The sequence below is a fragment of the Pseudomonas sp. v388 genome (assembly GCF_003935425.1).
In the GTDB taxonomy this organism is placed as follows: domain Bacteria; phylum Pseudomonadota; class Gammaproteobacteria; order Pseudomonadales; family Pseudomonadaceae; genus Aquipseudomonas.
In genome coordinates, this window is record NZ_RHQN01000005.1 from 276,413 (window position 1) to 300,328 (window position 23,916).

Consider the following 23,916-nt stretch of genomic DNA (forward strand, 5'->3'; position numbering starts at 1 on the left):
GCGGACCGTCAGCTTTTAACGCTGCAGGAGCGACCTTGGGCGCGGACGCGTCATTCCTGGCGATACCGGCGCTGCGGCGGTACCGGCCCCTTCGCGAGCAAGCTCGCTCCTGCAGATGCCGCGGAACGTCAGCTTTTAACGCTGTAGGAGCGACCTTGGTCGCGAAGGCGTCATTCCTGCCGACACCTCCGCTGCGGCGGAACCGGCCCCTTCGCGAGCAAGCTCGGTCCTAAAGGTAAGCGTTGCGCAAACGCATGTGCTTGCAACCTTTGCTATCCTTCGCGCCCTGCGACCGCTGCCTGCGGCAACGCGCCTCTTGCCAAGCCAATATCCGGGTTCCTTATGACGGCCATCGTTCGACCACGACCCCAGCCTTTTTCCAGGGCGGACTACAAGACCCTGAGCCTTGCCGCTCTGGGCGGGGCGCTGGAAATCTATGACTTCATCATCTTCGTGTTTTTCGCGCTGACCTTGAGCCAGCTGTTCTTCCCGCCGGAAATGCCCGAGTGGCTGCGGCTGCTGCAAAGCTTCGGCATCTTCGTGACCGGCTACCTGGCGCGGCCGCTGGGCGGCATTCTCATGGCGCACTTTGCCGACCGTCTGGGACGCAAGCGGGTGTTCAGCCTGAGCATCCTGATGATGGCCCTGCCGTGCCTGCTGATCGGCGTGATGCCCACTTACGAGCAGATCGGCTACTGGGCACCGCTGGTGCTGCTGGCGCTGCGCATCCTGCAAGGCGCTGCAGTGGGCGGCGAAGTGCCCAGCGCCTGGGTGTTCGTCGCCGAGCACGCCCCGGCCGGCCATCGTGGCTATGCCCTGGGCGTGCTGCAGGCCGGCCTGACCTTTGGCTATCTGCTCGGTGCCCTGACCGCGACCTGGCTGGCCCGGGTGTTCAGCCCAGCGGAAATTCTCGATTACGCCTGGCGCATTCCGTTTCTGCTGGGCGGTGTGTTCGGCGTGGTCGGCGTCTGGCTGCGCCGCTGGCTGAGCGAAACGCCGGTGTTCATGGCCCTGCACGCACAGCGCGAAGGCATGCAGGGTCTGCCGCTGAGCCAGGTGCTGCGCGACCACCGTCAGTCGTTGCTGCCGGCCGCGTTACTGACCTTTGTCCTGACCTCGGCAGTGGTGGTGCTGGTGGTCATCACGCCGACGGTGATGCAACAGCGCTTCGGCATGTCCGCCAGCCACACCTTCGCCCTGAGTGCGCTGGGCATCGTGTTTCTCAACATCGGCTGTGTATTGGCCGGCATGCTGGTGGACCGCATCGGCGCCTGGCGCGGGGTGATGATCTACAGCCTGCTGTTGCCGCTGGGCATTGCGGTGCTCTACGCCAGCCTCATCGAACAATGGATGGCGCCGGGGATCGCCTACGCCGTCGCTGGCCTGGCCTGCGGCATCGTCGGCGTGGTGCCGTCGGTCATGGTCGGGCTGTTTCCCGCGACGATCCGCGTGTCCGGCATTTCGTTCACCTACAACATTGCCTACGCCGCCTGGGCCAGTTTCACGCCGCTGATGCTGATCGGCCTGATGCCGCTCAGCCCTTGGGTGTGCGTGATCTTCTGCGCCATCATGGGCACGGTCGGCATGCTGACGGCGATGGTGTTCGGCCTGCGGCGCGGTGTGGTAGTCGATGAGGCGGTGCTCAACAGCGCCGGCTGACCCACCGCAGGCTCATCGGGCGTCGAGAGACTAAGCTTGCTCGATCCCCCACGAGACGCGGGCATGAATGACCAGCCTGAAAGCCGTCCTCACTACGTGCCTTCGATCATTGCCGATATCGAAGGCATCTACCGCCAGCAGTCGCGCCGGGTGCTGGCTACCCTGATTCGCCTGCTGGGCAGCTTCGAGCTGGCCGAAGAGGCGCTGCAGGACGCGTTCATCGCCGCCGTCGAGCAGTGGCCGCAGGCCGGCATGCCGCACAACCCCCGCGCCTGGCTGATCTCCGCCGGTCGCTTCAAGGCCATCGACAGCCTGCGCCGGCGCGCACGCTTCGATGCCTCACTCAGCCGCCTGGCCGAGCAGTTGGAAGATCGTTTGCAGGCCGCCGAGCCGGACCCTGACAGCGTCGAGGATGACCGGCTGCGGCTGATCTTCACCTGCTGTCACCCGGCGCTGACCGACGATGCCCAGGTCGCACTGACCTTGCGCGAAGTCTGCGACCTGACCACCGAAGAGATCGCCCGCGCCTTTCTGATCAAGCCGTCCTCAGTGGCGCAACGCATCGTGCGCGCCAAGAGCAAGATCCGCGACGCGCACATTCCCTACGAAGTGCCGTCGCTGGCCGAACTGCCGCAGCGGCTGGAAAGCGTGTTGCGGGTGGTGTATCTGGTGTTCAACGAAGGCTACTTCGCTTCGTCGGGCGAGCATCTGACCCGCCAGGAGTTGTCCGGCGAAGCGATCCGGCTGGGTCGCCTGTTGCTCGACCTGCTGCCGGAACCGGAAGTGGCGGGCCTGCTGGCGCTGATGCTGCTTACCGAATCCCGGCGCCCGGCGCGATTGTCGGCCAGCGGCGAACCGATTCCTCTGGATTGTCAGGACCGCACGCTTTGGCAACCGGCGCTGATCCAGGAAGGTCAGCGGTTGGTGGAGTTCGCCCTGCGCTCCGGGCGATTCGCGGCGTACAGCGTGCAGGCGGCGATTGCCGCAGTGCACGCCGAGGCGACCAGCGCCGCGCAGACCGACTGGGCGCAGATCGTGGGCCTGTATGACGTGCTGCTGGAACTGGCCGATTCTGCCGTCGTCGAGCTCAATCGTGCGGTGGCGGTGGGCATGCACCAAGGCCCGGAAGCGGGGATTGCGCTGATCGACACGCTGCTGGAGGCCGGCGAGCTGACCGATTACCACCTGATCTGGACCGCCAGGGCCGACATGTGCCGCCGGGCAGGCCGGCTTGGCGATGCACGGCAAGCCTATTACCGCGCTATCGAGCGAACCAGTCAGGCTGCGGAACGGCGGTTTCTCCAGCGCTGCGTGGATGAACTGGACGCTCGGCTGTAGGAGCGCGGCCGTTCGTCGGCCCGTCCCAAGACTCATCGGACCCGGTCGATTTCCCGGCGCCCTGATCGACCAGTTCATGGGCAGGACTGCGCAAGGAGCATGACCATGAAGTATCTATGCCTGATCTATACCGACGAACAAACGCTGCATTCCCATCCGGACAGCCCCAGGGATGACGAGTGCTTCGACTACGCCCAATCGATCGAGACCAGCGGGCGCATGATGGCCGCCGAGCCGCTCGAATCGGTCCAGACAGCCACCACGGTACGCATGCGTAACGGCAAGGTGACCATCACCGATGGGCCTTTCGCCGAAACCAAGGAGCAACTGACGGGTTTTTACCTGATCAAGGCTCGCGACCTCAACGAAGCCCTACAGGTTGCCGCGCACATCCCGGTCGCGCGCATCGGCTGCGTGGAGGTGCGGCCGGTACGAACCCTCGATCTGCAAGACCAGGCTTGCCGATAACGCGAGCCGATCACGATCAGGAGAATGTTCATGAGCACCATTCGAAACGACGCCATCACCGCCAACCCTGACGCCGTGGCGCAGATTCACTCCGCGCTGGAGCGCTGGTCAGCCGCCGTACGCGACAAGGACCTGGCGGCGATCATGGCGTATTACCACCCTGATGTGGTGGCTTACGACGCTATCGTCCAGTTGCAGTTCAAGGGCCGCGATGCCTACCGCACGCATTGGGAATACTGCCTGAACATGTGCGAAGGGCCGATGCTGTTCCAGCAGCGCGAACTGGTGATTCACGCCGGTGACACGGTGGCGTTCGCCCACTGGCTCAACCACTGCGGTGCGGCGGATGAGTCCGGCGAAATGAAAGGATCGTGGATGCGCGGCAGCGCCGGTTATCTGCTGACCGCCGAAGGCTGGAAAGCCATCCACGAGCATTTTTCGGCGCCCTTTGACATGGAGAGCGGCAAGGCGCTGTTTGACCTCAACCCTTGAGCCGCGCAGGCTCGCTTCAGAGGAGAAAAATTCAATGACGGTTAAAGCCATTCCGGAGGGCTACCACAGCCTGACCGTCTACCTGGGCGTGGTCGGCGCCGCGCATGCCATCGACTTCTACCGCAAGGCTTTCGACGCCGTGGAGGAGTTCCGCCTCGATGCGCCCGACGGCAAGGTCGGGCATGCCGAGCTGCGTATCGGCGACACCCGGCTGATGATTTCCGAGCCCTGCCCGGACGGGCCGTTCAGCGGCCTGGATTCGTCCGGCAAGCCGCCGTTCGGGCTGCACCTGTACGTCGAAGATGTCGATGCCCGCTTCCAGCAAGCCATCGATGCCGGTGCCGAGGTCGTGCGGCCGGTGACTCACCAGTTCTACGGTGATCGTACCGGGACGCTGAAGGACCCTTTCGGGCATCTGTGGTTTGTTGCCACCCACGTCGAAGACCTGACTCCCGAACAGATCCGCAGCCGCGCGCAGGAAATGTTCCAGTCTCCCCAGGCCTGATTGCACGCCACCCGCCCGTTCCGGCGAGCGGGTGGCGTGCCGGTGCAGGCGGCGCGATGAATGTGTGGACGGCCCATTTGTAACAACTGATTGTAATTGTCAGATTGCAAGTTTATCTTTCGCCTGTCTAAACATATTGTCTAGCCTATATAAAATCGTTGCTGAAACGATGAAGTAACGGCTGTCTATGGATTAACAGCCAATCAACTTGGGAATGGTCTGTGGATGTTGTAGGAGTTTTCTTCAAAGCTGATTCCTGGCTATAGTTTTCTTTCTCCTTGTCGATGTTTAAAACAGGTCCGATGCTGACACTACGGCCGGTGACAAGAAATCGAATAACTTCGTGCCGGTGCCCTTGGCCACAAGGTTGGGTTGGCGGATGTAAGACGTGTCCTACACGTTCATTGGTGAGCAGAAGTGATGACGAGAGAAGACAATAAGTGGGCGACACTCAGGGAGCAGGAAGTGCTGGGTCTGTTGCTGCAGGGCTGTACAAACAAGGAAATCGCGCACCAGCTCCGCATCAGCGGCTATACGGTTCGGGACCACGTGTCTTCGCTGCTGCGCAAGCATCAGGTCAAGAATCGCGCCGAACTCATGGCGCGTTGCCTGACGCAGTTGATGGGGCGCAGATTGCTGTTACCCCCTACATCTGTCGGATTGTGTACGGATAACATTCGCACATAATGTGCTCCTGACGAAGTTCTTCGAGATCATTGAATGGCGTATATGTCACGCGCAACGGTGATGGCGCGTGCCTGTATAGCAGATTATAAAAATAAAGAGAGCGGTGAAGGGCGGGCGGGTGTCCTGATTTAACTTTCAGGTGGGCGCGAAAACATTAACGGTCGTTCGGTCCGGTAGTCGCCGTGCGGCATGCAACAGCGTGCCGGTTCGGCCGGCAAGTGCCTGGCTCGGTTGTTTATATCGTCGCCTTTCATTCCGCCCGGGTTGTCCGGATAACGAAAACCTTAACAACAACAAAGGAGCAACGCATGACTGCTTGTTTGAGTCGCAAGGATATGCAATGCGATCACCTCTTGTGCCATGTGCCGAGCCCGACCGAGGCCGACGTGCTGGCCAATTTCGGTCTGCTTTCGGCCCGTCAGGCAATGCTCACCATGGAGCAGCTTTGTGAAATGCAGTCGCGCTGGATGGGGCCGGTGGGAACATTTGCGAAGTTGACCCGTCAGGTTCGCGAGCAGGGGCGACAGGCGCCCATGCTGGCGGAAGTGACCGCCATCAAGGACAAACACCGCAAGGCCGTGGTGGAGCAGGCCGTGCAGTTTGTGCTGGGGATACTCTGGCGACGAGAACCTGCCAACAACCCGTTCAGCGGCAAGCAGCGCGAATACCTGTGCTGCGTGGTGTTCGACGAACTGGCGGACTACACCACCGTGGAACGCTATGCCGCAAGCGCCGCGTTGCGCCAGTGTGACGGGGATTATTTCAGCAAACTCATCGCCACCACGCGCAACACCGTGGAGCGGCGCATCGTCTTCCACGGCCTGCTCGAGCATTTCGACAGTCTGTTGCCTGTGGAGCGCAGCGTTTACCCGATCAACTACCGTGCCGCCCAACAACAGCACCTTGCCAACGAAGAATCCCTCTACGGCAAGTTGACGCTGGACCGCTCCGTGCGCGAACTGCTGGAGCATTTCGCGGCCGATCGGCTGCTGGCAAGGCTGGGCTGCGTGAAGGGACGAACCGTCTGAAGTCAGGGAGATACCGCCATGAGAGTACCCGGAAACAGCGTCATGCTTACCATCCGTGCTTTGCAGGCTGCCATGGATAAAACCGCCGCCCGCAAGGCGATGGCCTGCACCTCGCAGCAGAACGCGCCTGCGCAGCAGACCCGAGAGGTGCAGATCAGTGGTCAGGCGCTTCTGAAACAGCGACTGTTTGATTTCATCTGTCCCGAAACATCCGACGCTGCCGGCAACAAGCTACCTCCCGCGCTTCCCCTGACGCATCAGGACACGCAACTGCTGGGCGACATCTACGAGTGGGCGCGAGTGCAGGGCGCGGAACTGGGTTATGTGGATAGCCTGGGGCGCGAGCTGGCCGGTTACCGGAGCGGCGCAGCTGCCACGCCAACCGTTCAGTCCGGGGTCGCTGCCGGTGCGCCGGCTGATCCCAAGGCCACGTCACGCCTGACGTTCCGGGAAGACGCCGCAGTAAAAAGGATCCTGGCCGGCGAGGGACTGAAGAGCACCCGGCTGGACGCCGGATTCATCCGTCACGCGATCAAGCACCCCCCGGCCGGCCGCTCGCCGTACCAACTGGAGTTCATGGAGAGGGTCATCGACCGCTTCAGCGCCAAGGGCGACAAGGCGCCGCCGCTGGGCTCGATGTTTACCAGTGGCATGGGCAAGTCGCGTACGTCCTTGTCGCCGGGTGATGGCGGCGCGGCGTCACCCGTCGGCGAGACAGCCAGCCGGCCCAAGCCGCTGTCCCTGGAAAGCCTTCGGTTGGGGCGGCTTCAGGCCGCGATGAGGGCGTTGGGGGTGAGCGGCCTGTCGCAACTGTGGGACAACCCGCTGGGCGGCAGTCGCTTCAGGCGGTAGTCAGCTGGCTCGTCTGGTCCTGGGCCATGACCACCCGGTTGCGACCGTTGTGCTTGGCGATGTACAGCGCCTTGTCTGCTTCGTGCAGCCACATGTCGGCATCGGTAAGGTCGGCGGTGCGCGCGGCCAGGCCGATGCTGAGGCTGAGCTTCAAGCCCGGGTGATCGGGATGTTCAAGCCCGGCGACTGCGATGCGCAGGCGTTCGAGAATCTGCCCGGCCTGCACATGGCCGGTGTCGGGCAGGATCACGCAGAACTCGTCCCCGCCGTAACGCCCGGCCAGATCGCTGGAGCGCAGGTTGGCGACCAGGATCGTGCTGACTTCCCGGAGCACACCGTCGCCCACCATGTGCCCATAGGTGTCGTTGATGGTCTTGAAGTGGTCGATATCGATCAGCGCAATGGTGCTGGGGCGGCGCATGTTCTGGCTGATGATGAAGGTCATGGCGAGCTGGTCTTTCCAGGCGCCGTGGTTGGTCAGCCCGGTGAGGCTGTCGGTACGGCTCAGGGTGCTCAGGATATTGCGGTGTTCCCACAACTTGAGCGTGACCTGATGGCTCATCCAGCCGATGAAAATGGGGTAGATCACCAGCACCGGCAGGCAGGCGTAGGTCTGCGCCGCGCTGTTGTGGAAATCGATGACCGGCATCACCAGCAACGCCGCAATCGCCGCGCCCAGCGCCTGGGCGCCAAAGCCCTGGAACATCAGGCGCGGCCCGCCCGCTGCGATATTGTGCATGGCCATCATCGCCACCACCGTAATGCTCGGCATCGCACTGAAGCCCATTGCGCCAATCCAGAACCCGCCGGCCAGGGAGTCGACGAGCAGGTTGCGCCATTCGGCCTGGTAGGAATGCCGGGAACGCCTGGCCAGTTGATAGGCCAGATGCGGCCAGAAGAAGGCGTTGAATATCGCCACAGCCCACAGCCACATTGCCCCGTCGAGTTCATGCAGCGACACGGCGACCGTGATAAAACCCAGGCTTACGCCGACTGTGCGCGGCGCATAGATCCGCTTGGCGAATGACCGGCCTTTGCCGTGTGGTGAGTTCATAGCGATTACCGGGACTTGGGCTTTTACCGGTCACACATCCCCAGCTTGACCGAAAGGCGTGAGTTTTACGCTTCGGACACGATTATGGGAAGAGCATTTTGCCATGAACCCTCAATCGGGGCGCTTTACCACGCGGGTTCGCGCGTAAGACGCTCCCCCGCAGGAGCCGACTTGTCTGCGCAAATCCAAGGACAGACAAGGTAAAAATGGCGGCTGCGACGGCAAAGTGCCTGCCGCGCCGCGTGCCTCTGTGGGCGGCCGTTTGCTGGCGCCCACCTTCGACAAGTTTGCGTTTTACTCAGGGCGTGCCTTGCGGTTCTGAAGAATGGCCAGCCAGGCCACGGCAATCGACAGCACGGCGACGATGGCCGCGACATAACCTACGGCGCCGAGCCCCAGGTGTTCGATGGTCACGCCGCCGATGATCGAGCCCAGCCCGATCCCGGCGTTGGCAGCCGAGACGTTCAGCGTGCCGGCCAGCGCCTGGGCGTGCGGGGCGGCTTTCATCACGCGGATCTGACAGATCGGGAACAGCGCCGTATGGGCGATGCCCCAGACCGTCAGCACCGCCGCCAGCAGCGGCAACGAACCGGCCGCTGGGACACTGGCCGTCATACCCAAGGCCAGCAGCAACGCGAAGACGATGGTCGAGCCCAGCGGGCTGCGATCCACATAGCGGCCGCCGAGTGCATTACCGATCAGCCCGACCGCACCAAACCCCATCAGCCACCAGCCGACCTGGGCGGATTCGACTCCGGCGATGCGTTCCAAGGTATCGGCCAGGTAGGTGTAGGCGCCGAACATGGCGGTGAACAGCAATATCGACAGTAACAAATGGGTCAGGAAGAACGGATCGCGCAGGATTCGCGCCTGTTCGGCCAGGCCGACTTTGGCCGTAGGCTTCAAGTGCGGCATGAAGATCGCCAGCAGCAGCGCCATCAATGCACAGAGGGCGGTCAGCGCCCAGAATGCGCCGCGCCAGCCAACCGCATCGGCAAACACGGTGCCCAGCGGAATGCCGAACAGCATGGCCGCGGAAATCCCCAGGTAAACCTGGGCCACGGCCTTGCCGGACTGCTTGGGGCCGGCCAGCAGGCTGGCGGTTTCACTCGCGGTGCCCCAGAACACCGGCAGCGCCAGGGCCGGAATGAAGCGCGCGAACGCCAATACCCAGATATTGCTCGAGAGCGCAGCCAGGGCGTTGGAGGCCGCAAAAATCAGCAGAATGGCGATGAATGTGCGCTTGCGGTCCAGATGCGACAGCATGGCGGTCAACGGTGGCCCGAACAGCATGACGGTGAAGGCGAACAGGGTGACCAGCAAGCCGGCGGCAGAAATCGAGATGCCCAGGTCCCGCGCCATGCCCGGCAACAGGCCGATGATCAGAAACTCGGTGGTGACGATCACGAATCCGGCAATGGCCAGGATCGCAATCGCCAGGCTTGCGCCGGTCGAGCGTTCGCCGCCGACGGCGGTTGAAGCGGATGTTTCCAGAGACGACATGACACTGAACCCGATGAAAAAGAGTGCGCCACTTTATTGCAGAATTGATTTCTTATCCTTGGCGATTATTCCGGGCATTATGGAACTGAATTCACTTATCGAGTAACGCCAATGCAGTCGGCCGATCGCCTCAAAGGCATTGCCACGTTCGTGGCCGTGGCTAACGCAGGCAGCTTCACCGCCGCTGCTGAGCGCCTGAACCTGACCAACTCTGCCGTAAGCAAAAGCGTGGCCAGGCTGGAGAGCCGGTTGGGCATGCGCCTGTTCGAACGTACCACCCGCAGCCTGGCGCTGACCGAAGAGGGCAAGGCCTACCATTCGGTATGCCTGCGTATCCTCGCTGAACTGGAAGATGCCGAGACTGCGCTGGCCGCCCAGCGCGCCGAACCCGCCGGGCAGCTGCGCATCGATCTGCCGGCGACCTTCGGCCGTTTGCACGTACTGCCCTTGGTTCTGAAGTTCGCCGACCTGCATCCCAAGGTCCGGCCGCGCGTGACCTTCACCGACCGTTTCGTCGACATTCTGGAGGACGGCATCGACCTGGCTGTGCGGATCGGCGGCGCGCAGGTCTGGCCGGCTGGCGTGGCACATCGTTACCTGGGCACGGAACGGGTGGTGCTATGCGCCTCGCCCGGCTATCTGGCGCAGCATGGCACGCCGCAAAGTTTTGCCGATCTGGCCGGACACGCCTGCATTGTGTACGGGCGCGGCGATGGCAGCACCAGCCCTTGGCTGTTCGTCGATCAGCACGGCCAGCCGGAAACCCGCACCGTCGAGCCGCGCCTGGTGGTGGGCAGCGGCGAAGGCATGACCGCCGCCGCCACCCATGGCAGTGGGATTGCCCAACTCGCCACCTGGTTGATCAAGGACAAACTGGACAGCGGCGAGCTGGTCGAGATTCTGCCGCACCTCACCACTCAAGGCCTGGCGCTGCACCTGGCCTGGCCTCGCAGCCGGGAAGCGCTGCCCAAGGTGCACGGGCTTGTGGAATGGCTGTCCGCGGCGTTGCGCGTGGAATAGCCGGGCGTCGGCTACTGGCCGATGACCGTCTTGACCATGGCGGCGTGTTCGGCCGGGTTGGTTGCTCTGGACACCACATTGAGGATCGCCGAGCGCGTGCCGGAAGCAGCGACAATCGTGGTGCTCAGGACTTTGGTGCCGCTCATCTCCGCAGACGTGTCGAGCTGTCCGACGCCCAGGCCGTTTTTCTTGACGATCTTCTTCTCGCCCAGTTTTTTGAAGTTCTTGTAGCTGCCGCTCTGATGCGCCTGTTGCCCGACCAGCAAGCCGTCCAGCACCTGGGCATCGTTGTCTTTGGCCTCGACGCCCATCGGGATCGGCATTTCGGTGATGATCAGGACGCGCTTGTCGGCCTGATGGGTGTAGAGCGAGCCGGTCACGCCTTGGGCAGTGGCTTTTTCATCGATTTCAGGCATCTCGCCTTTTACGTAGCCGGCCGGCAGCGTGAACGCCAGCTTGCCGCCCAGCAATGAAGCCTTGGCCGGCGCCGCTGCCTGCCTGGCCGGCTGCGCTTTGGTCTGAGCTTGAGCCTCCACGGCCAGCACGCCCCCAAGCAGCACGACACACGCCAAGACGGCTTTGAGATTGAAGTTGGGCATTGGCTTTCCTCTGGCGGGGTAGTGAGTTAACGGGGGGTTTCACAAGAACCAGCGTACTGGCGAAGGGTGCAGCATCCAGGTCGCCTGACAACCGGTGTTCGCGAGCAAGCTCGCTCCTATGGTTTCTGCGCAGCGGACGGCCCTCGAAATATCGGCCGAATTCCGCGGCATTTCGGGTATTCGACGCAACCCCAGAAATCACCCGCGTTGCGGCCGGTGCGTGCGGTTTTGATCACCATGGGTGTGCGGCAATGCGGGCAATTCGGTGTTGCTGTTCCAGGCGGCAGCGGCGGTGGCGCCATCTTGGTTTTGCGCGCAGCGGCGTTGCGCTTGCGCACGTTCGCCGGCGTTTTCGCCTCGACCGCAGCGCTGGCTGCAGCGGGCGGCGGCAGGGCAGCCGGCTCGCGTTGGCGCAGCATGGTCTTGACGACGCCACGCAGCATGCGGGCCCAGCGGGCCACTGCGTTGGCGAATGAACGGGTGTTGCGAACCATGACCGAGCCTTTGGCAAAGAGTGCGCAATGGTGCCGAGGACCGCAGGGCAAAGTAAAGGCGATTAACACCTCATAGGCTCCCATCGGCCCACCCGGTTTCCCTCAGCCCGCAAGGCACGCGCATGACGACATTTAGTCGCACTGCATTCAAGGCTGGGACAACGGCGTCGATACAGCAGGCACCCGGGCAAGTGTTGTGTGTTGGCAATGGTGTGCTACACCTTCCGTGCGTGCCCGAGATATTTTGTGTTTATCAGGGAGAGGTCTTGTCAATGCGTGTGAATATGCCGGTAACCCAGACTGAAAGAACCTTCCCGGCTTCTGAACGTTTGATTTCCACCACCGACCTCAACAGTCACATCACCTACTGCAACGATGCCTTCGTCTCGCTCAGTGGTTTTACCCGCGAAGAGCTGATCGGCCAACCGCATAACCTCGTTCGCCACCCCGACATGCCGGCTTCGGTGTTCGCCCACATGTGGGAAACCATCAAGCAGGGCAAACCGTGGATGGGCGTGGTCAAGAACCGCTCCAAGCAGGGTGACTACTACTGGGTCAGCGCCTATGTGACCGCCGTGTACGAAAACGGCCGCATCATCGGCTATGAATCGGTCCGCTCGCTCCCGACCCGCGACCAGGTGCGCCGCGCCGAAGCGCTTTATGCCCGACTGCGCGCCGGCAAACCTGCGGTGTCGCCGGTCAGCACGGCTGCGTACCACTTGGTCCGCCAGTTGCCGATGATCCTCTGTGCGCTGATCCTGGCCGCCAGCAACTTCCTGCTCGATGACAACGCCTCGTTTGCCATCACCCTCGTGGTGTTGCTGGCGTTGGGTGCGTTTCTGGAAATGCGCCAGCGCAGCAACGTGCAGAAAACCCTCGACGAACACCCCAAAGCCTTCACCAGCGCGCTGGTTGCCCTGACCTACAGCGACAACCGCGGCCCGCAAGCGCAACTGGACCTGGCGATGCTCAGCGAAGAAGCGCGCCTGCAGACCGCGCTCACCCGTTTGGTCGACACCGGCGAAAGCGTTCGCCAGCACGCCGGGCAATCGGCGCAGCTGTCCCTTCGTCAGGCTCAGTCGCTTGATCAGCAACGTAGCGAAACCGACCAGTCGGCCACCGCCATCAACCAGATGGCCGCGACCATTCAGGAAGTGACCCACAACGTTCAGAGTACTGCCCACGCCGCTGAAGAAGCCGACAAGTTGGCGCAGCAAGGGCGTGGCCTGGCCGACGACAGCCTGTTGGCGATTCGGCACATGGCCAACTCGGTGACCGAAATCGGCCATGCCGTTGGCGAATTGGCGGGCGCCACCCAGTCCATCGGCAGCGTGGTGGACGTGATCACCTCCATCGCCCAGCAAACCAACCTGCTGGCTCTCAACGCCGCCATCGAAGCTGCCCGCGCAGGCGAGCAGGGCCGTGGGTTTGCGGTGGTGGCCGACGAAGTCCGCTCGCTGGCTTCACGCACCCAGGCTTCCACCGAGCAGATTCAGCAGATCATCACTTCGCTGCGTGACGGCGCCGACCGTGCCGTCGCCACGGCCAACAAGGGCGAAGAGATTTCCCAGGAAAGCGTGGCCAGCGTCGAAGCTGTACAAAAGGCCCTCGACGGCATCAGCCAGGCGGTGACCCGCATCACCGGCATGAGCCAGCAAATGGCCTCCGCATCGGAAGAGCAAACCCATGTGGCGGAAAACATCAGCCAGCAGATCACCCGCATCGCCCAACTCTGCGACCAGAGCGCCGATCAGGCGCAACAAGGCTCGACCATCAGCAAAGAGCTGGAAGAAATGGCCGAGTACCTGCATAGCCTGGCGGAACGGTTCAGCCGCTAGGCCTGCTAGCCCGGCAAACAAAAACACCACCGCGAAGGTGGTGTTTTTGTTGGTGAAGACAGGATGGACTCGCCCTGCACCAAGGCGTCAGAGCGCACACGTGGTATCAGAGATCCACAAAAGTGAGGGCGAGGCCAGGAACTAAAGGTAGCGCATCAATCTCGAGACGACGCACCGTTCATCGGCGGCGCAGGGCCGTAGGAGCGCGCTTGCCCGGGACGGTTTCGAATTGTCTGGAATATCCATGGGTGGACATGCAATTTAGAGCACTCCATCCTTCGAGACTCGTAGCTGTCTGACACTTTTATTTGTACTCACGAATTCTTGGGTCGAACTTGCGTCGGAGAAACCAGCGAGCGGGTTCCCAAGGTACAGAGAAGCAAAACGCGTGTGCATACATCATGGGTATCGAAAGCCATTTCAATGACGGACTTTCTACACTTCCGTAGAAGATTATCTCGTCCGTGACTAAGAAGTGCCGATAGAAAAAAACAAAACAAAGATTAAGGATGAAGGATGCCAGGGCCTTTAGCTCAGAATAATTTACGCCGGACGTTACGTAGCGGAACCAGCGTGCAAGCGAATAGACTGTTACTGCGAATATTATGAAAGCCAGGTACTCTAGAAAAGAAGTCATCTGAACCTCACTTAACGCACCCCCATTGGCCAGCCAAACTGACAGCGGTGAAAATGTCTGTCGGCCTATCCACAGTGTGAATCAGAGGATGCGTAGTCTTATAAGCCCTGACATAGTCATTAGGGAGGTATCTGAATAGCCGCCATGCATCAGGCTTTGTCACGAACTTCGTCAATCCATAAGCAGACATCCCCAAATCAACGCTGCCATACAGTATGTTGCCGACACACGTCTTTCTCCCGCTCAGTTCGGCCAAAGCTTGATACCCCCTTTCTTACGGGGCCTTCTACATCAGAACGGCCCTCATAAAGGTTCCGTCCGTTCTCATAAGCGTTATTGGCGCCGTGTCGATGATGCAATTGGCCAGCTTGATGCTGTATAGCTTTTCCTGAGTGCCCGTGTCAGATGTACGGTAATAAAAAATACTGCAGGTGAGGGGTTCCTGAACGTTCAACGCTTTAGCCAGCAATGGCGACGATTTATCCAGATATTTGGTAATGATGACCGGCCAGTGCGTGGCGCGTTTGCTGTTGCCGACATTGGCCATGTTATGGGTCAGGGAAAGCACCATAATTTCGTCGAGGTGATCTGTTGAGCATTTACCGCCAATCGAATCTTTTCCTGAACAAGCGGCAGAGATAAGCCCCATGGTATTACCGGTGATCGTCATGTAGCCGTATGTAGCCATCCGTTTTCATCCTGAAAAAAATCGATGACCAGTCTATTTTTAGAGTGATCAGGATGATGTAGGACAAGTCCGAAAATGCTCTAAGAACCGCCCATGCCCCCCCTACAAATTGATGTCAAAACGGCGGATACGCGCCGCTCTGCCTCAAAGAAGACGTCACTCAGGAAATGATCAGCGAATACCCCGCGCGATCGCCGGGCTGACAGCCGCGCTCCGAGGTCAAGCCGCGCTGGCTGTAGGGGTGCGCTTGCCCGCGAAAAGCCGGTACAGGCGCCTATCAGCATCGTGTCGCGCCCGCTTTCTGCCAGAAAATCCCTACAGGCGAGCCATAAATAGCCGACAGCAAAACGCGGCCGCCGGTGAATTCTTCACGCTACCCATCGTTCATATTGTTGCCCTGCACGCGCCACCGCGTTCCAACAATTCGAGAACTCTATGACCAACGAAGTCGAGACCTACCTGCAGATCACCGCCGATATCGAGCAGGCCTACAAAAGTGCGGTCGGAGCAAACCGCGCGCAGCGTCGAACAAGCAGAGCGTATCGAACTGACAAGCGCATTTTCTGGTTCGGTGTCGTCGGGCCTTCAATCCTGGCGGTTTTGCTGGCACCCGCCGGGATCATCGAATCCATGGAATGGGTGTTCACGATCTCTTGGGGATTGATCGCAATTTCCTACCTGACGTTATTGTTCTATCCGCTGGTAAGCCTTTGGTTGTACCGGCACGAAGTAAAAAGGCTTATGGCTGCGCCTTTCACTCGGCAAATGGAGGCCAACGTCAAAACGGTCATGCAGATCGACGCGCACTATTTGCCGCAACTTGTGGCGCTATCCACCGAGACATTGAAACTCGGCGTGCTTGAGTTAAAAAACGAACGCAGCGGCCTCGAAAAACGGACCCATCTGGTCACCGGTGCGCTGGAGAAGATCGGTGTTTTCCCAGGCATACTCGCGTTGTTTGCCGGGCTTACTGCCGTACACAAAACACTTACCGAAGCCGGTATAGCGACATCGCCTTGGCACTGGGCGTTCGCCGTAGCCGCCGCGAGCGTTTTCTACTTGATGTGCGGCTACGCGCAGATGCTGCTGGTGCGATACGACCGAATCGTCGCGCTTACTGAGCTGGCAATGGAGCGTAAAAAGGAACAACCCGAAACCGTCCCGACGCCCACTCCCTGAGCCCAATACCGGTGGCCGCCACCCAAGCGGCCACCCCAAACCATTCAACCCAACCGCAACCCTTCCCAAGCCGCCCGCCACCAAGGCCTGCCAACCCGCCGCGACCCCGACTCAACCTGCATCTGCGGATGCGGCAACATCATCGGCATATCCCGCAGCCGAATCCACGGCTCGCTCTGCCAATGCAACAGACTCACCGACAACCCCGGCCATTGCAGCAGGCTCAGGTTCGGCGCGTCGTCATTGAGCACCACACCATCACGCATGCAAGGCACTACCTCATTGGTGATCCAGCGCCGCAGATGGCGGTTCTCCGCGTGATAGTGATGAACCAGCATCTCATAGATACCCGACTCACTTACCATCAACGCCTCCTCAGGCCCGTCATGACTGCTGAGCCACACCACACGATGCTGATCCGCATCCAGCTTGCGCGTCGTGCGTTCGTTGAGCGGCCAGCCCATCAGACGACTGAAGTCACGGGCGCAGAACCAGACCTGGGATTCCAGAAGGAGGGTGCGGAGTTGGCGGTTGTGGCGGATGAAGGTGGTGGAATGGAGGGGTTGGGGTTGCCTTCGTGGGGCTTGCTCTTTGAATGACTGGTCAAAGTTACGCATTCGGATGTTCTCTGTTTAGCGCGCCTCTTGGAGCTAAGGCGCCGGGAGTTAAGAAACCTCAAACAGTAAAGGCCGGACGTATTTCCCTTGCGGGTCTTGTATTGGTCCACTCCCGACATAACAGAAATTTTTAGACGCACAGCCGAAGGCCGCAGGTACAAAAGCCGCATTTTATCGGGACGGTCAGGCCGCTGTTTGAGATGTTCTGGGTGCGTTTCTTAGGCGCGGCGCAAAGGGTAGAGATCGTTGCCAGGGTGAGCAAGGGGCATGTTTGTAGGGTATTTCTGAATTTTCTATAGGCCGGCCATTTGTGCGGCGCACAGATCCTTCAACGGGCTAACAGCGTGTCAAGGTGGGACTGAAGAGCTTTGGTGCTTGGTCTGTCGGATAGAGCGTTGGGCAGTAATAGAGGCCTTTGTTCCAGCGAACTGTATTCGCTTCGTTTGAGTGCTTCGGCCAGTTTTACGAGGAGACTGTTCGGATCAACCCACAGCAGGCCTAAGTCAAATAACGTATGAATGTCTGCGCGAAGCAGCAATCCGTTGGCGACCACGTTTGTATCTGCACCTAGATAAGGGACGATATGCGCAGCTTCTAGCAGAGCCTCAATATCGCATCCGGTGACTGCGCACTGCCCTGAGTACGCCTTAAGCAGTGTCTTACGAAAAGAGCCCTGGCCTTGGCGCCGGACGATACTTGCGAGAGTGCGTTTACGGGCGTCGGTTACGTCATCAGGATCAAACTCCCCCTGATTTTCAAGCTCGGCTTCAATGTCAGAAAGCTTTAGCGTGGTAGCGCGTTCTCGGAGCATTGTGAATTTGGTCGGCCCGGCTCCCTCATGATCTCGATAGAAAAATCTGCCCTCGTAGGTGAAGCCATAGCCAGCGTGCTGGTCTTTTTTCTTTCGGTAGAACAGCAGTAATTCCAGACCGTATTCGACATGTTTCTCAATTAAATGGTCGGTTCTGCCTTTGAGTTGGCCTTCCATGTAAAGGGCATCCTCAATGAGGATGTCCTTGTATTGGGTCCGGTCTGCGGTCTTGAGCTCGGTGACAAAAAGCCATACAGAATCGAGCGCAGCAGGTTTGAATATGCCGTTGTTCAGACTCGATGCATTGATATGGAAAAGCTTCCGCAGGTCATCGCGTGTGTAGACCTTGCCTACTTCCAATTGCTGTGAAGCCAAATATCCCGTAGATACAGGCTGTACGAAGTGCTTGACCACAAAGCAGTCCTTTTCCATCCGTCTTGTAGGAAATGGATATTGCAGCATAAGGCCCTCTTGTTACAAATGGAGTTCCATCAGAACGCCCAATTGCTTGAGCTGACTGAGTGCCTCAATGCCGATGCTTTAGTGCATGAGTTCTTCTCGCAGGATGCATTGGAATTGCGCCGCACTTCCAATCCCTATGACCCTGGCCGCATAGGTAGCTTCGGTTAACTGCGGGTACCTCCTCGTTCCGACATATGCACACGGCAAACACAGCTCTAGTCGATTGTCTTGGCTTGCTCAGCTCTATTTCCTAAAAAGCCTCTGGCTCAGTTCTCAGATGCTTCCTACTCAGTCCGTAGTCTCCATGGGCTTACCTTCACCATTCCTAAATGAAAACATTCACCCCGAATTTGACCCGCTAAGTCGCTGGACTATCGACAGGAATCGGATTTGAACAAGCGAAGTTTTCGTTATCAGGGGCATTTCGGCGTAGTTTCCAACGTCACTTCATTCACCGTGGCACCGTCGGATCGCCCCACGTTACGCCATATCTTCTTCTGCGAACTGGGGGCGCACTGCCACAAAGTCAGCGACCTCATCGTGGAAACCTACGAGCGGATGCTGGCTGATCAACGACCCTGCGAGATGGTAATCGCGATATCGAACCCGCTAACCCGAGAACAGGCTGATCTGTTTAATCAGCAGCGAATAACGATTGCCGCAGTTGCCGCTGGCGCCGTGGGCCTGGCCGCCAAGCCCCTTGGTTTGTATGGTGCTCCCGCTGGGCCTGCTGCTGCCTCGTTTGTTTATAACCATCTGGACACCCGCCATGCCGGCGATGTGATGGTGGCGGTCGATGCCAAGGTTCAGGGCGGCATTGGCCCCCAGCACACTTCAACGTCACTGCTGATCAAGGTTAAAGGCGGGAACCCATGAGTGGTTTGATCACTGTCGCTATCCCCGTGGCCGTAGGCCTGCTGATTTCGTACGGCGTACGACCTCGACGGTGGCGAACAGGGTTGGGTGCCTTGCTCATAGCGGCAAGTTTGGTCGCGACGTACTTGCTACCGCTGGGGCCTGAGGACTTTCAATTCATTTATGTCGCTGCGTGGGTTACCGGGCTTGATCTTGTTCTTAACCGCAATCGGTATGCAGCTGCTGACGGTTGAGCGGATGGTTGGAGCCGAGGATGTTCGCCGGTGTTTGGGCTGTGGATGGATGTTGGCTGATAGTCAGTCGTCGCGGACGAGCGCGCTCCTGCAAATACGGCGCGCACAAAAAAACCAGGCCGCTCTCGCGCCTGGCTTTCTTGTTACTGCCAGTTAACCGAGCCGATTAGTCCCAGCTCAACGCCCCGCCAGTCTGATACTCAATAACCCGCGTCTCGAAGAAGTTTTTCTCTTTCTTAAGGTCCATGATCTCGCTCATCCATGGGAACGGGTTGGTAGTACCTGGGTACTCTTCCTTCAAGCCGATCTGCGACAGGCGACGGTTGGCGATGAATTTGAGGTAGTCCTCCATCATCGCGGCGTTCATGCCCAGTACGCCGCGCGGCATGGTGTCGCGTGCGTATTCGATTTCCAGCTGGGTGCCTTGCAGGATCATCTGCGAGGCTTCTTCTTTCATTTCGGCATCCCACAGGTGTGGGTTTTCGATCTTGATCTGGTTGATCACGTCAATGCCGAAGTTCAGGTGCATGGATTCGTCGCGCAGGATGTACTGGAACTGCTCGGCAACGCCAGTCATCTTGTTGCGGCGACCCATGGACAGGATCTGGGTGAAGCCGCAGTAGAAGAAGATGCCTTCCAGCACGCAGTAGTAGGCGATCAGGTTGCGCAGCAGTTCCTTGTCGGTGTCGACCGTGCCGGTTTCGAACTTCGGATCGGAGATCGAACGGGTGTACTTCAGGCCCCAGGCTGCTTTTTTAGCGACCGATGGGATCTCGTGGTACATGTTGAAGATCTCGCCTTCATCCATGGCCAGCGATTCGATGCAGTACTGGTAGGCGTGGGTGTGGATCGCCTCTTCGAACGCCTGGCGCAGGATGTACTGGCGGCACTCGGGGTTGGTGATCAGGCGGTACACGGCCAGTACCAGGTTGTTGGCAACCAGGGAGTCGGCGGTGGAGAAGAAGCCCAGGTTGCGCATCACGATGCGGCGCTCGTCGTCGGTCAGGCCTTCCGGGTTTCTCCAGAGGGCGATGTCGGCGGTCATGTTGACTTCTTGCGGCATCCAGTGGTTTGCGCAGCCGTCCAGGTACTTCTGCCAGGCCCAATCGTATTTGAAAGGCACCAGCTGGTTGAGGTCGGCGCGGCAGTTGATCATGCGCTTTTCGTCGACCGCGACACGGGCCGAGGCGCCTTCCAGTTCAGCCAGACCTTCAGCGACGTCCAGAGCATCCAGCGCTTTCTTGGCGCGGATCAGGGCTGCGGAGTCGGCTGCGGTTACTGCGCGCGCTTCTTGAGCGGCGGCACCGCCAGCGCTGTCGAGGCGATCCATGGTCGCTTCGTGGGCTTGTGCTGCCTGATTGGGTTTGGCGGCGGTGACTTCGCCGTCTTCCTTCTCGAATTCGTCCCAGCTCAGCATGGTGTACGTCTCCTGCGTGAGGGTCAGTCATGTGGACTGACCTGTTGGATCTATGGGGTGTGTTGCTTGCGTAACGTTTGCTGCACGCAAAAAACATGAATGTGTGGGCTCTGTGGCCCTGTTGAATCTTGTCGGCGGGGCAGGGTGTTTAGGCCCTGCCTGCCTTGCGGACTTGTCCGCGAATCATGTTGTACAGACGCAGCATGTGTAGCGTTTGTACGTAAGTCTTCGCCAGCAAGCTGCTGCCTACAGTGAAGAGGGAACAGGCATAGCGTATGCATCGCCTGTTCCGGCCTCGTCGCCCCGCGTAGGCCTGCGTTGATGGCAGGCTTTGCGCAAGGCCTGTAGGAGCGGCTTTAGCCGCGAAGACATTCGTACAAACGCAGCATGTGCATTGTTTGTACGTAAGTCTTCGCGGTCAGCTTATTGGCAAGCCTCGCAATCCGGCTCGTCAATCGCGCAAGCCTTTGGCACTGGTGCCGGGCCGGCCGGGGCGGCTTCACTTGGGCGAGGGGTGGCGATGGCCGAGTCGTCCGGGCCGTGGCCGCCGCTCGATACAGCGTTGAGCTTGCCGGTGTTGACGGTCGACTTCTCGGTGCTGGTCGCGGCCAGGGCACGGAGGTAGTAAGTGGTTTTCAGGCCACGGAACCACGCCATGCGGTAGGTCACGTCCAGTTTCTTGCCCGATGCGCCGGCGATGTACAGGTTCAGCGACTGAGCCTGGTCGATCCACTTCTGACGGCGGCTGGCCGCGTCGACGATCCACTTGGTTTCCACTTCGAAGGCAGTCGCATACAGCTCTTTGAGCTCCTGCGGGATGCGTTCGATCTGCTGCACCGAACCGTCGTAGTACTTGAGGTCGTTGATCATGACCGAGTCCCACAGGTCGCGGGCCTTGAGGTCGCGAACCAGGTACGGGTTGATCACGGTGAATTCGCCCGAAAGGTTCGATTTCACGTACAGGTTCTGGTAGGTCGGTTCGATCGACTGCGACACGCCGGTGATGTTGGCGATGGTCGCGGTCGGTGCGATGGCCATGATGTTCGAGTTACGAATACCTTTCTGCACGCGGGCACGTACCGGCGCCCAGTCCAGGGTTTCGTTCAGGTCGACATCGATGTACTTCTGGCCGCGCTGCTCGATCAGGATCTGTTGCGAATCCAGCGGCAGGATGCCTTTGGACCACAGCGAACCCTGGAACGTCTCGTAGGCACCGCGCTCATCGGCCAGGTCGCAGGACGCCTGGATCGCGTAGTAGCTGACCGCTTCCATGGAAGCATCGGCGAACTGCACGGCAGCATCGGAACCGTAGGCGATGTGTTGCAGGTACAGCGCATCCTGGAAGCCCATGATGCCCAGGCCGACCGGACGGTGACGCAGGTTGGAATTCTTGGCCTGCGGCACGGAGTAGTAGTTGATGTCGATGACGTTATCGAGCATGCGAACGGCTACGTCGATGGTGCGCTTGAGCTTGGCGGTATCCAGCTTGCCGTTGACGATGTGGTTCGGCAGGTTGATCGAGCCCAGGTTGCAGACCGCGATCTCGTCCTTGTTGGTATTCAGGGTGATCTCGGTGCACAGGTTCGAGCTGTGGACCACGCCCACGTGCTGCTGCGGGCTGCGCAGGTTGCACGGGTCTTTGAAGGTCAGCCATGGGTGGCCGGTTTCGAACAGCATCGAGAGCATCTTGCGCCACAGATCCTTGGCCTGGATGGTCTTGAACAGCTTGATCTTGCCTGGGTATTCGGTCAGCGCTTCGTAATACTCGTAACGCTCTTCGAACGCCTTGCCGGTCAGGTCGTGCAGGTCCGGCACTTCGGATGGCGAGAACAGGGTCCACGGGCCGTCATCGAAGACGCGCTTCATGAACAGGTCAGGAATCCAGTTGGCGGTGTTCATGTCGTGGGTACGACGACGATCATCACCGGTGTTCTTGCGCAGCTCGATGAACTCTTCGATGTCCATGTGCCAGGTTTCCAGGTAGGCACACACAGCGCCTTTGCGCTTGCCGCCCTGGTTGACCGCAACGGCGGTGTCGTTGACCACTTTCAGGAACGGCACGACGCCTTGCGACTTGCCGTTGGTGCCCTTGATGTAAGAACCCAGTGCACGGACCGGCGTCCAGTCGTTGCCCAGGCCACCGGCGAATTTGGACAACATGGCGTTGTCGTGGATCGCGTGGTAGATGCCCGACAGGTCATCCGGGACGGTGGTCAGGTAGCAGCTCGACAGCTGTGGACGCAGGGTGCCGGCGTTGAACAGCGTAGGAGTCGACGCCATGTAGTCGAAGGACGACAACAGGTTGTAGAACTCGATGGCGCGGTCTTCACGGGCTTTCTCTTCGATTGCCAGGCCCATGGCCACACGCATGAAGAAGATCTGCGGCAGTTCGAAACGCACGCCGTCCTTGTGGATGAAGTAACGGTCGTACAGGGTTTGCAGGCCCAGGTAAGTGAACTGCTGGTCGCGCTCGTGGTTGATCGCCTTGCCGAGTTTTTCCAGGTCGAATTCAGCCAGAACCGGGTTCAGCAGCTCGTACTTGATACCGGTGGCGACGTAGGCAGGCAGGGCCTTGGCGTACAGATCGGCCATTTCGTGGTGAGTGGCGCTCTCGGCCACTTCCAGGAAACCCAGGCCTTCGGCACGCAGGGTGTCCATCAACAGGCGGGCAGTAACGAACGAGTAGTTCGGCTCACGCTCGACCAGGGTACGGGCGGTCATCACCAGGGCGGTGTTGACGTCCTTCATGGCTACGCCGTCGTACAGGTTCTTCAGGGTTTCGGTCTGGATCAGGTTGGCGTCGACTTCAGCCAGGCCTTCACACGCTTCGGTCACGATGGTGTTCAGACGACCCATGTCCAGCGGCGCGAAGCTGCCGTCAGCCAGGGTGATGCGGATCGAAGGGTGAGCCAGCACTTCCTGGCCTTCGGAGGCACGACCAGCGCGCTCACGGGCGCGGGAGTCACGGTAGATCACGTAGTCGCGAGCAACTTTCTGCTCGCCGGCACGCATCAGCGCCAGTTCGACCTGGTCCTGGATTTCTTCGATGTGGATGGTGCCGCCCGACGGCATGCGACGCTTGAACGTGGCAGTGACCTGCTCGGTCAGGCGCGCAACGGTGTCGTGGATGCGCGACGAAGCGGCAGCGGTGCCGCCTTCAACTGCGAGAAACGCCTTGGTGATAGCGACAGTGATCTTGTCATCGGTGTACGCCACGACGGTGCCGTTGCGTTTGATCACTCGCAATTGACCGGGTGCGGTCGCGGACAGGTCCTGTGAGGCCTGGCCCGCCTGTGGCGCAGCGGTCGGCGAATTCTCGCGAGTTGTGTCGGTTTGCATGGGTCTCTCCACGTCTATAAATGTGTTCGGGCATTGCTGCCCACCATTCCGTCTAAGGCAATCAGTCGCCAACGGAGCGACTGCAAAGGCCCCAAAACGGATTCAGGTCGTGGTGTTCAT

The 23,916-nt window shown here is 60.0% G+C and carries 22 protein-coding genes; 12 read left to right on the forward strand and 10 right to left on the reverse strand.

What is annotated here, in order from left to right; all coding sequences use genetic code 11:
* Positions 1-342: 342 nt before the first annotated feature.
* The 8 genes from EGJ27_RS14110 (at position 343) to EGJ27_RS14145 (ending at position 7,029) form a co-directional block, all read left to right on the forward strand.
* Positions 343-1,659 (forward strand): MFS transporter, encoded by a 1,317-nt coding sequence (locus EGJ27_RS14110; protein ID WP_125831365.1) that lies wholly within the window; start codon positions 343-345, stop codon positions 1,657-1,659.
* A gap of 105 nt (positions 1,660-1,764) precedes the next feature.
* Complete coding sequence (locus EGJ27_RS14115; protein ID WP_256672853.1) at positions 1,765-2,997, forward strand: RNA polymerase sigma factor; 1,233 nt, start codon at positions 1,765-1,767, stop codon at positions 2,995-2,997.
* 105 nt (positions 2,998-3,102) lie between these two features.
* Entirely contained in the window at positions 3,103-3,465 is a 363-nt protein-coding gene (locus EGJ27_RS14120) for a YciI family protein (protein WP_125831367.1), read from the forward strand.
* Between the two features lie 30 nt (positions 3,466-3,495).
* On the forward strand, positions 3,496-3,957 hold the full coding sequence (locus EGJ27_RS14125; RefSeq protein WP_125831368.1) for a nuclear transport factor 2 family protein: 462 nt from the start codon (positions 3,496-3,498) through the stop codon (positions 3,955-3,957).
* A gap of 34 nt (positions 3,958-3,991) precedes the next feature.
* Complete coding sequence (locus EGJ27_RS14130) at positions 3,992-4,462, forward strand: VOC family protein (RefSeq protein ID WP_125831369.1); 471 nt, start codon at positions 3,992-3,994, stop codon at positions 4,460-4,462.
* A 420-nt stretch (positions 4,463-4,882) separates the two neighbouring features.
* Complete coding sequence (locus tag EGJ27_RS14135; protein WP_125831370.1) at positions 4,883-5,149, forward strand: LuxR C-terminal-related transcriptional regulator; 267 nt, start codon at positions 4,883-4,885, stop codon at positions 5,147-5,149.
* 308 nt (positions 5,150-5,457) lie between these two features.
* A complete protein-coding gene (locus tag EGJ27_RS14140) occupies positions 5,458-6,177 on the forward strand; it encodes a hypothetical protein (protein ID WP_256672831.1) in 720 nt (239 codons plus the stop codon).
* Between the two features lie 42 nt (positions 6,178-6,219).
* The gene (locus EGJ27_RS14145) at positions 6,220-7,029 is read left to right on the forward strand and encodes a hypothetical protein (RefSeq protein ID WP_125831371.1); all 810 of its coding nucleotides are present in this window, start codon (positions 6,220-6,222) and stop codon (positions 7,027-7,029) included.
* Here the strand turns inward: EGJ27_RS14145 and EGJ27_RS14150 are convergent.
* Both EGJ27_RS14150 and EGJ27_RS14155 read right to left on the reverse strand, forming a co-directional pair.
* A complete protein-coding gene (locus EGJ27_RS14150; protein WP_125831372.1) occupies positions 7,019-8,083 on the reverse strand; it encodes a diguanylate cyclase in 1,065 nt (354 codons plus the stop codon). The genes EGJ27_RS14145 and EGJ27_RS14150 overlap by 11 nt on opposite strands.
* 294 nt (positions 8,084-8,377) lie before the next feature.
* Positions 8,378-9,586 (reverse strand): MFS transporter, encoded by a 1,209-nt coding sequence (locus EGJ27_RS14155; RefSeq protein WP_125831373.1) that lies wholly within the window; start codon positions 9,584-9,586, stop codon positions 8,378-8,380.
* A 111-nt stretch (positions 9,587-9,697) separates the two neighbouring features.
* Here EGJ27_RS14155 and EGJ27_RS14160 point away from each other — a divergent pair, with 111 nt between their 5' ends.
* Positions 9,698-10,606: a LysR family transcriptional regulator gene (locus EGJ27_RS14160; RefSeq protein ID WP_125831374.1), complete on the forward strand. Its 909-nt coding sequence runs from the start codon at positions 9,698-9,700 to the stop codon at positions 10,604-10,606.
* Between the two features lie 11 nt (positions 10,607-10,617).
* Here EGJ27_RS14160 and EGJ27_RS14165 read toward each other — a convergent pair whose 3' ends face one another.
* Entirely contained in the window at positions 10,618-11,205 is a 588-nt protein-coding gene (locus tag EGJ27_RS14165) for a polyribonucleotide nucleotidyltransferase (protein ID WP_125831375.1), read from the reverse strand.
* A gap of 116 nt (positions 11,206-11,321) precedes the next feature.
* Positions 11,322-11,699, reverse strand: coding sequence for a topoisomerase DNA-binding C4 zinc finger domain-containing protein (locus tag EGJ27_RS25200; RefSeq protein ID WP_125831376.1), 378 nt, complete (start codon positions 11,697-11,699; stop codon positions 11,322-11,324).
* Positions 11,700-11,971: 272 nt separating this feature from the next.
* Between EGJ27_RS25200 and EGJ27_RS14175 the strand changes: the two genes are divergently transcribed.
* Positions 11,972-13,537 (forward strand): PAS domain-containing methyl-accepting chemotaxis protein, encoded by a 1,566-nt coding sequence (locus EGJ27_RS14175; RefSeq protein ID WP_125831377.1) that lies wholly within the window; start codon positions 11,972-11,974, stop codon positions 13,535-13,537.
* Positions 13,538-14,181: 644 nt separating this feature from the next.
* Here the strand turns inward: EGJ27_RS14175 and EGJ27_RS14180 are convergent.
* A complete protein-coding gene (locus tag EGJ27_RS14180; RefSeq protein WP_256672834.1) occupies positions 14,182-14,430 on the reverse strand; it encodes a DUF4225 domain-containing protein in 249 nt (82 codons plus the stop codon).
* A gap of 30 nt (positions 14,431-14,460) precedes the next feature.
* Positions 14,461-14,862 carry a type VI secretion system tube protein TssD gene (gene tssD / locus EGJ27_RS14185; protein WP_125831378.1) on the reverse strand — a complete coding sequence of 134 codons (402 nt, stop codon included), beginning with the start codon at positions 14,860-14,862 and terminating at the stop codon, positions 14,461-14,463.
* Positions 14,863-15,297: 435 nt separating this feature from the next.
* Between tssD and EGJ27_RS14190 the strand changes: the two genes are divergently transcribed.
* The gene (locus EGJ27_RS14190; RefSeq protein ID WP_125831379.1) at positions 15,298-16,041 is read left to right on the forward strand and encodes a hypothetical protein; all 744 of its coding nucleotides are present in this window, start codon (positions 15,298-15,300) and stop codon (positions 16,039-16,041) included.
* Positions 16,042-16,085: 44 nt separating this feature from the next.
* Here the strand turns inward: EGJ27_RS14190 and EGJ27_RS14195 are convergent, their stop codons facing one another.
* Positions 16,086-16,658, reverse strand: coding sequence for a Bro-N domain-containing protein (locus EGJ27_RS14195; RefSeq protein ID WP_125831380.1), 573 nt, complete (start codon positions 16,656-16,658; stop codon positions 16,086-16,088).
* A gap of 328 nt (positions 16,659-16,986) precedes the next feature.
* Positions 16,987-17,931 carry an HNH endonuclease gene (locus EGJ27_RS14200; protein ID WP_256672835.1) on the reverse strand — a complete coding sequence of 315 codons (945 nt, stop codon included), beginning with the start codon at positions 17,929-17,931 and terminating at the stop codon, positions 16,987-16,989.
* 390 nt (positions 17,932-18,321) lie between these two features.
* Between EGJ27_RS14200 and EGJ27_RS14205 the strand changes: the two genes are divergently transcribed.
* Positions 18,322-18,807, forward strand: coding sequence for a hypothetical protein (locus tag EGJ27_RS14205; RefSeq protein WP_125831381.1), 486 nt, complete (start codon positions 18,322-18,324; stop codon positions 18,805-18,807).
* A gap of 399 nt (positions 18,808-19,206) precedes the next feature.
* Here the strand turns inward: EGJ27_RS14205 and EGJ27_RS14210 are convergent, their stop codons facing one another.
* Positions 19,207-20,457, reverse strand: a complete 1,251-nt coding sequence (locus EGJ27_RS14210) for a ribonucleotide-diphosphate reductase subunit beta (protein ID WP_125831382.1) — start codon at positions 20,455-20,457, stop codon at positions 19,207-19,209.
* Positions 20,458-20,880: 423 nt separating this feature from the next.
* A complete protein-coding gene (locus tag EGJ27_RS14215; RefSeq protein ID WP_125831383.1) occupies positions 20,881-23,796 on the reverse strand; it encodes a ribonucleoside-diphosphate reductase subunit alpha in 2,916 nt (971 codons plus the stop codon).
* Between the last annotated feature and the right edge of the window lie 120 nt (positions 23,797-23,916).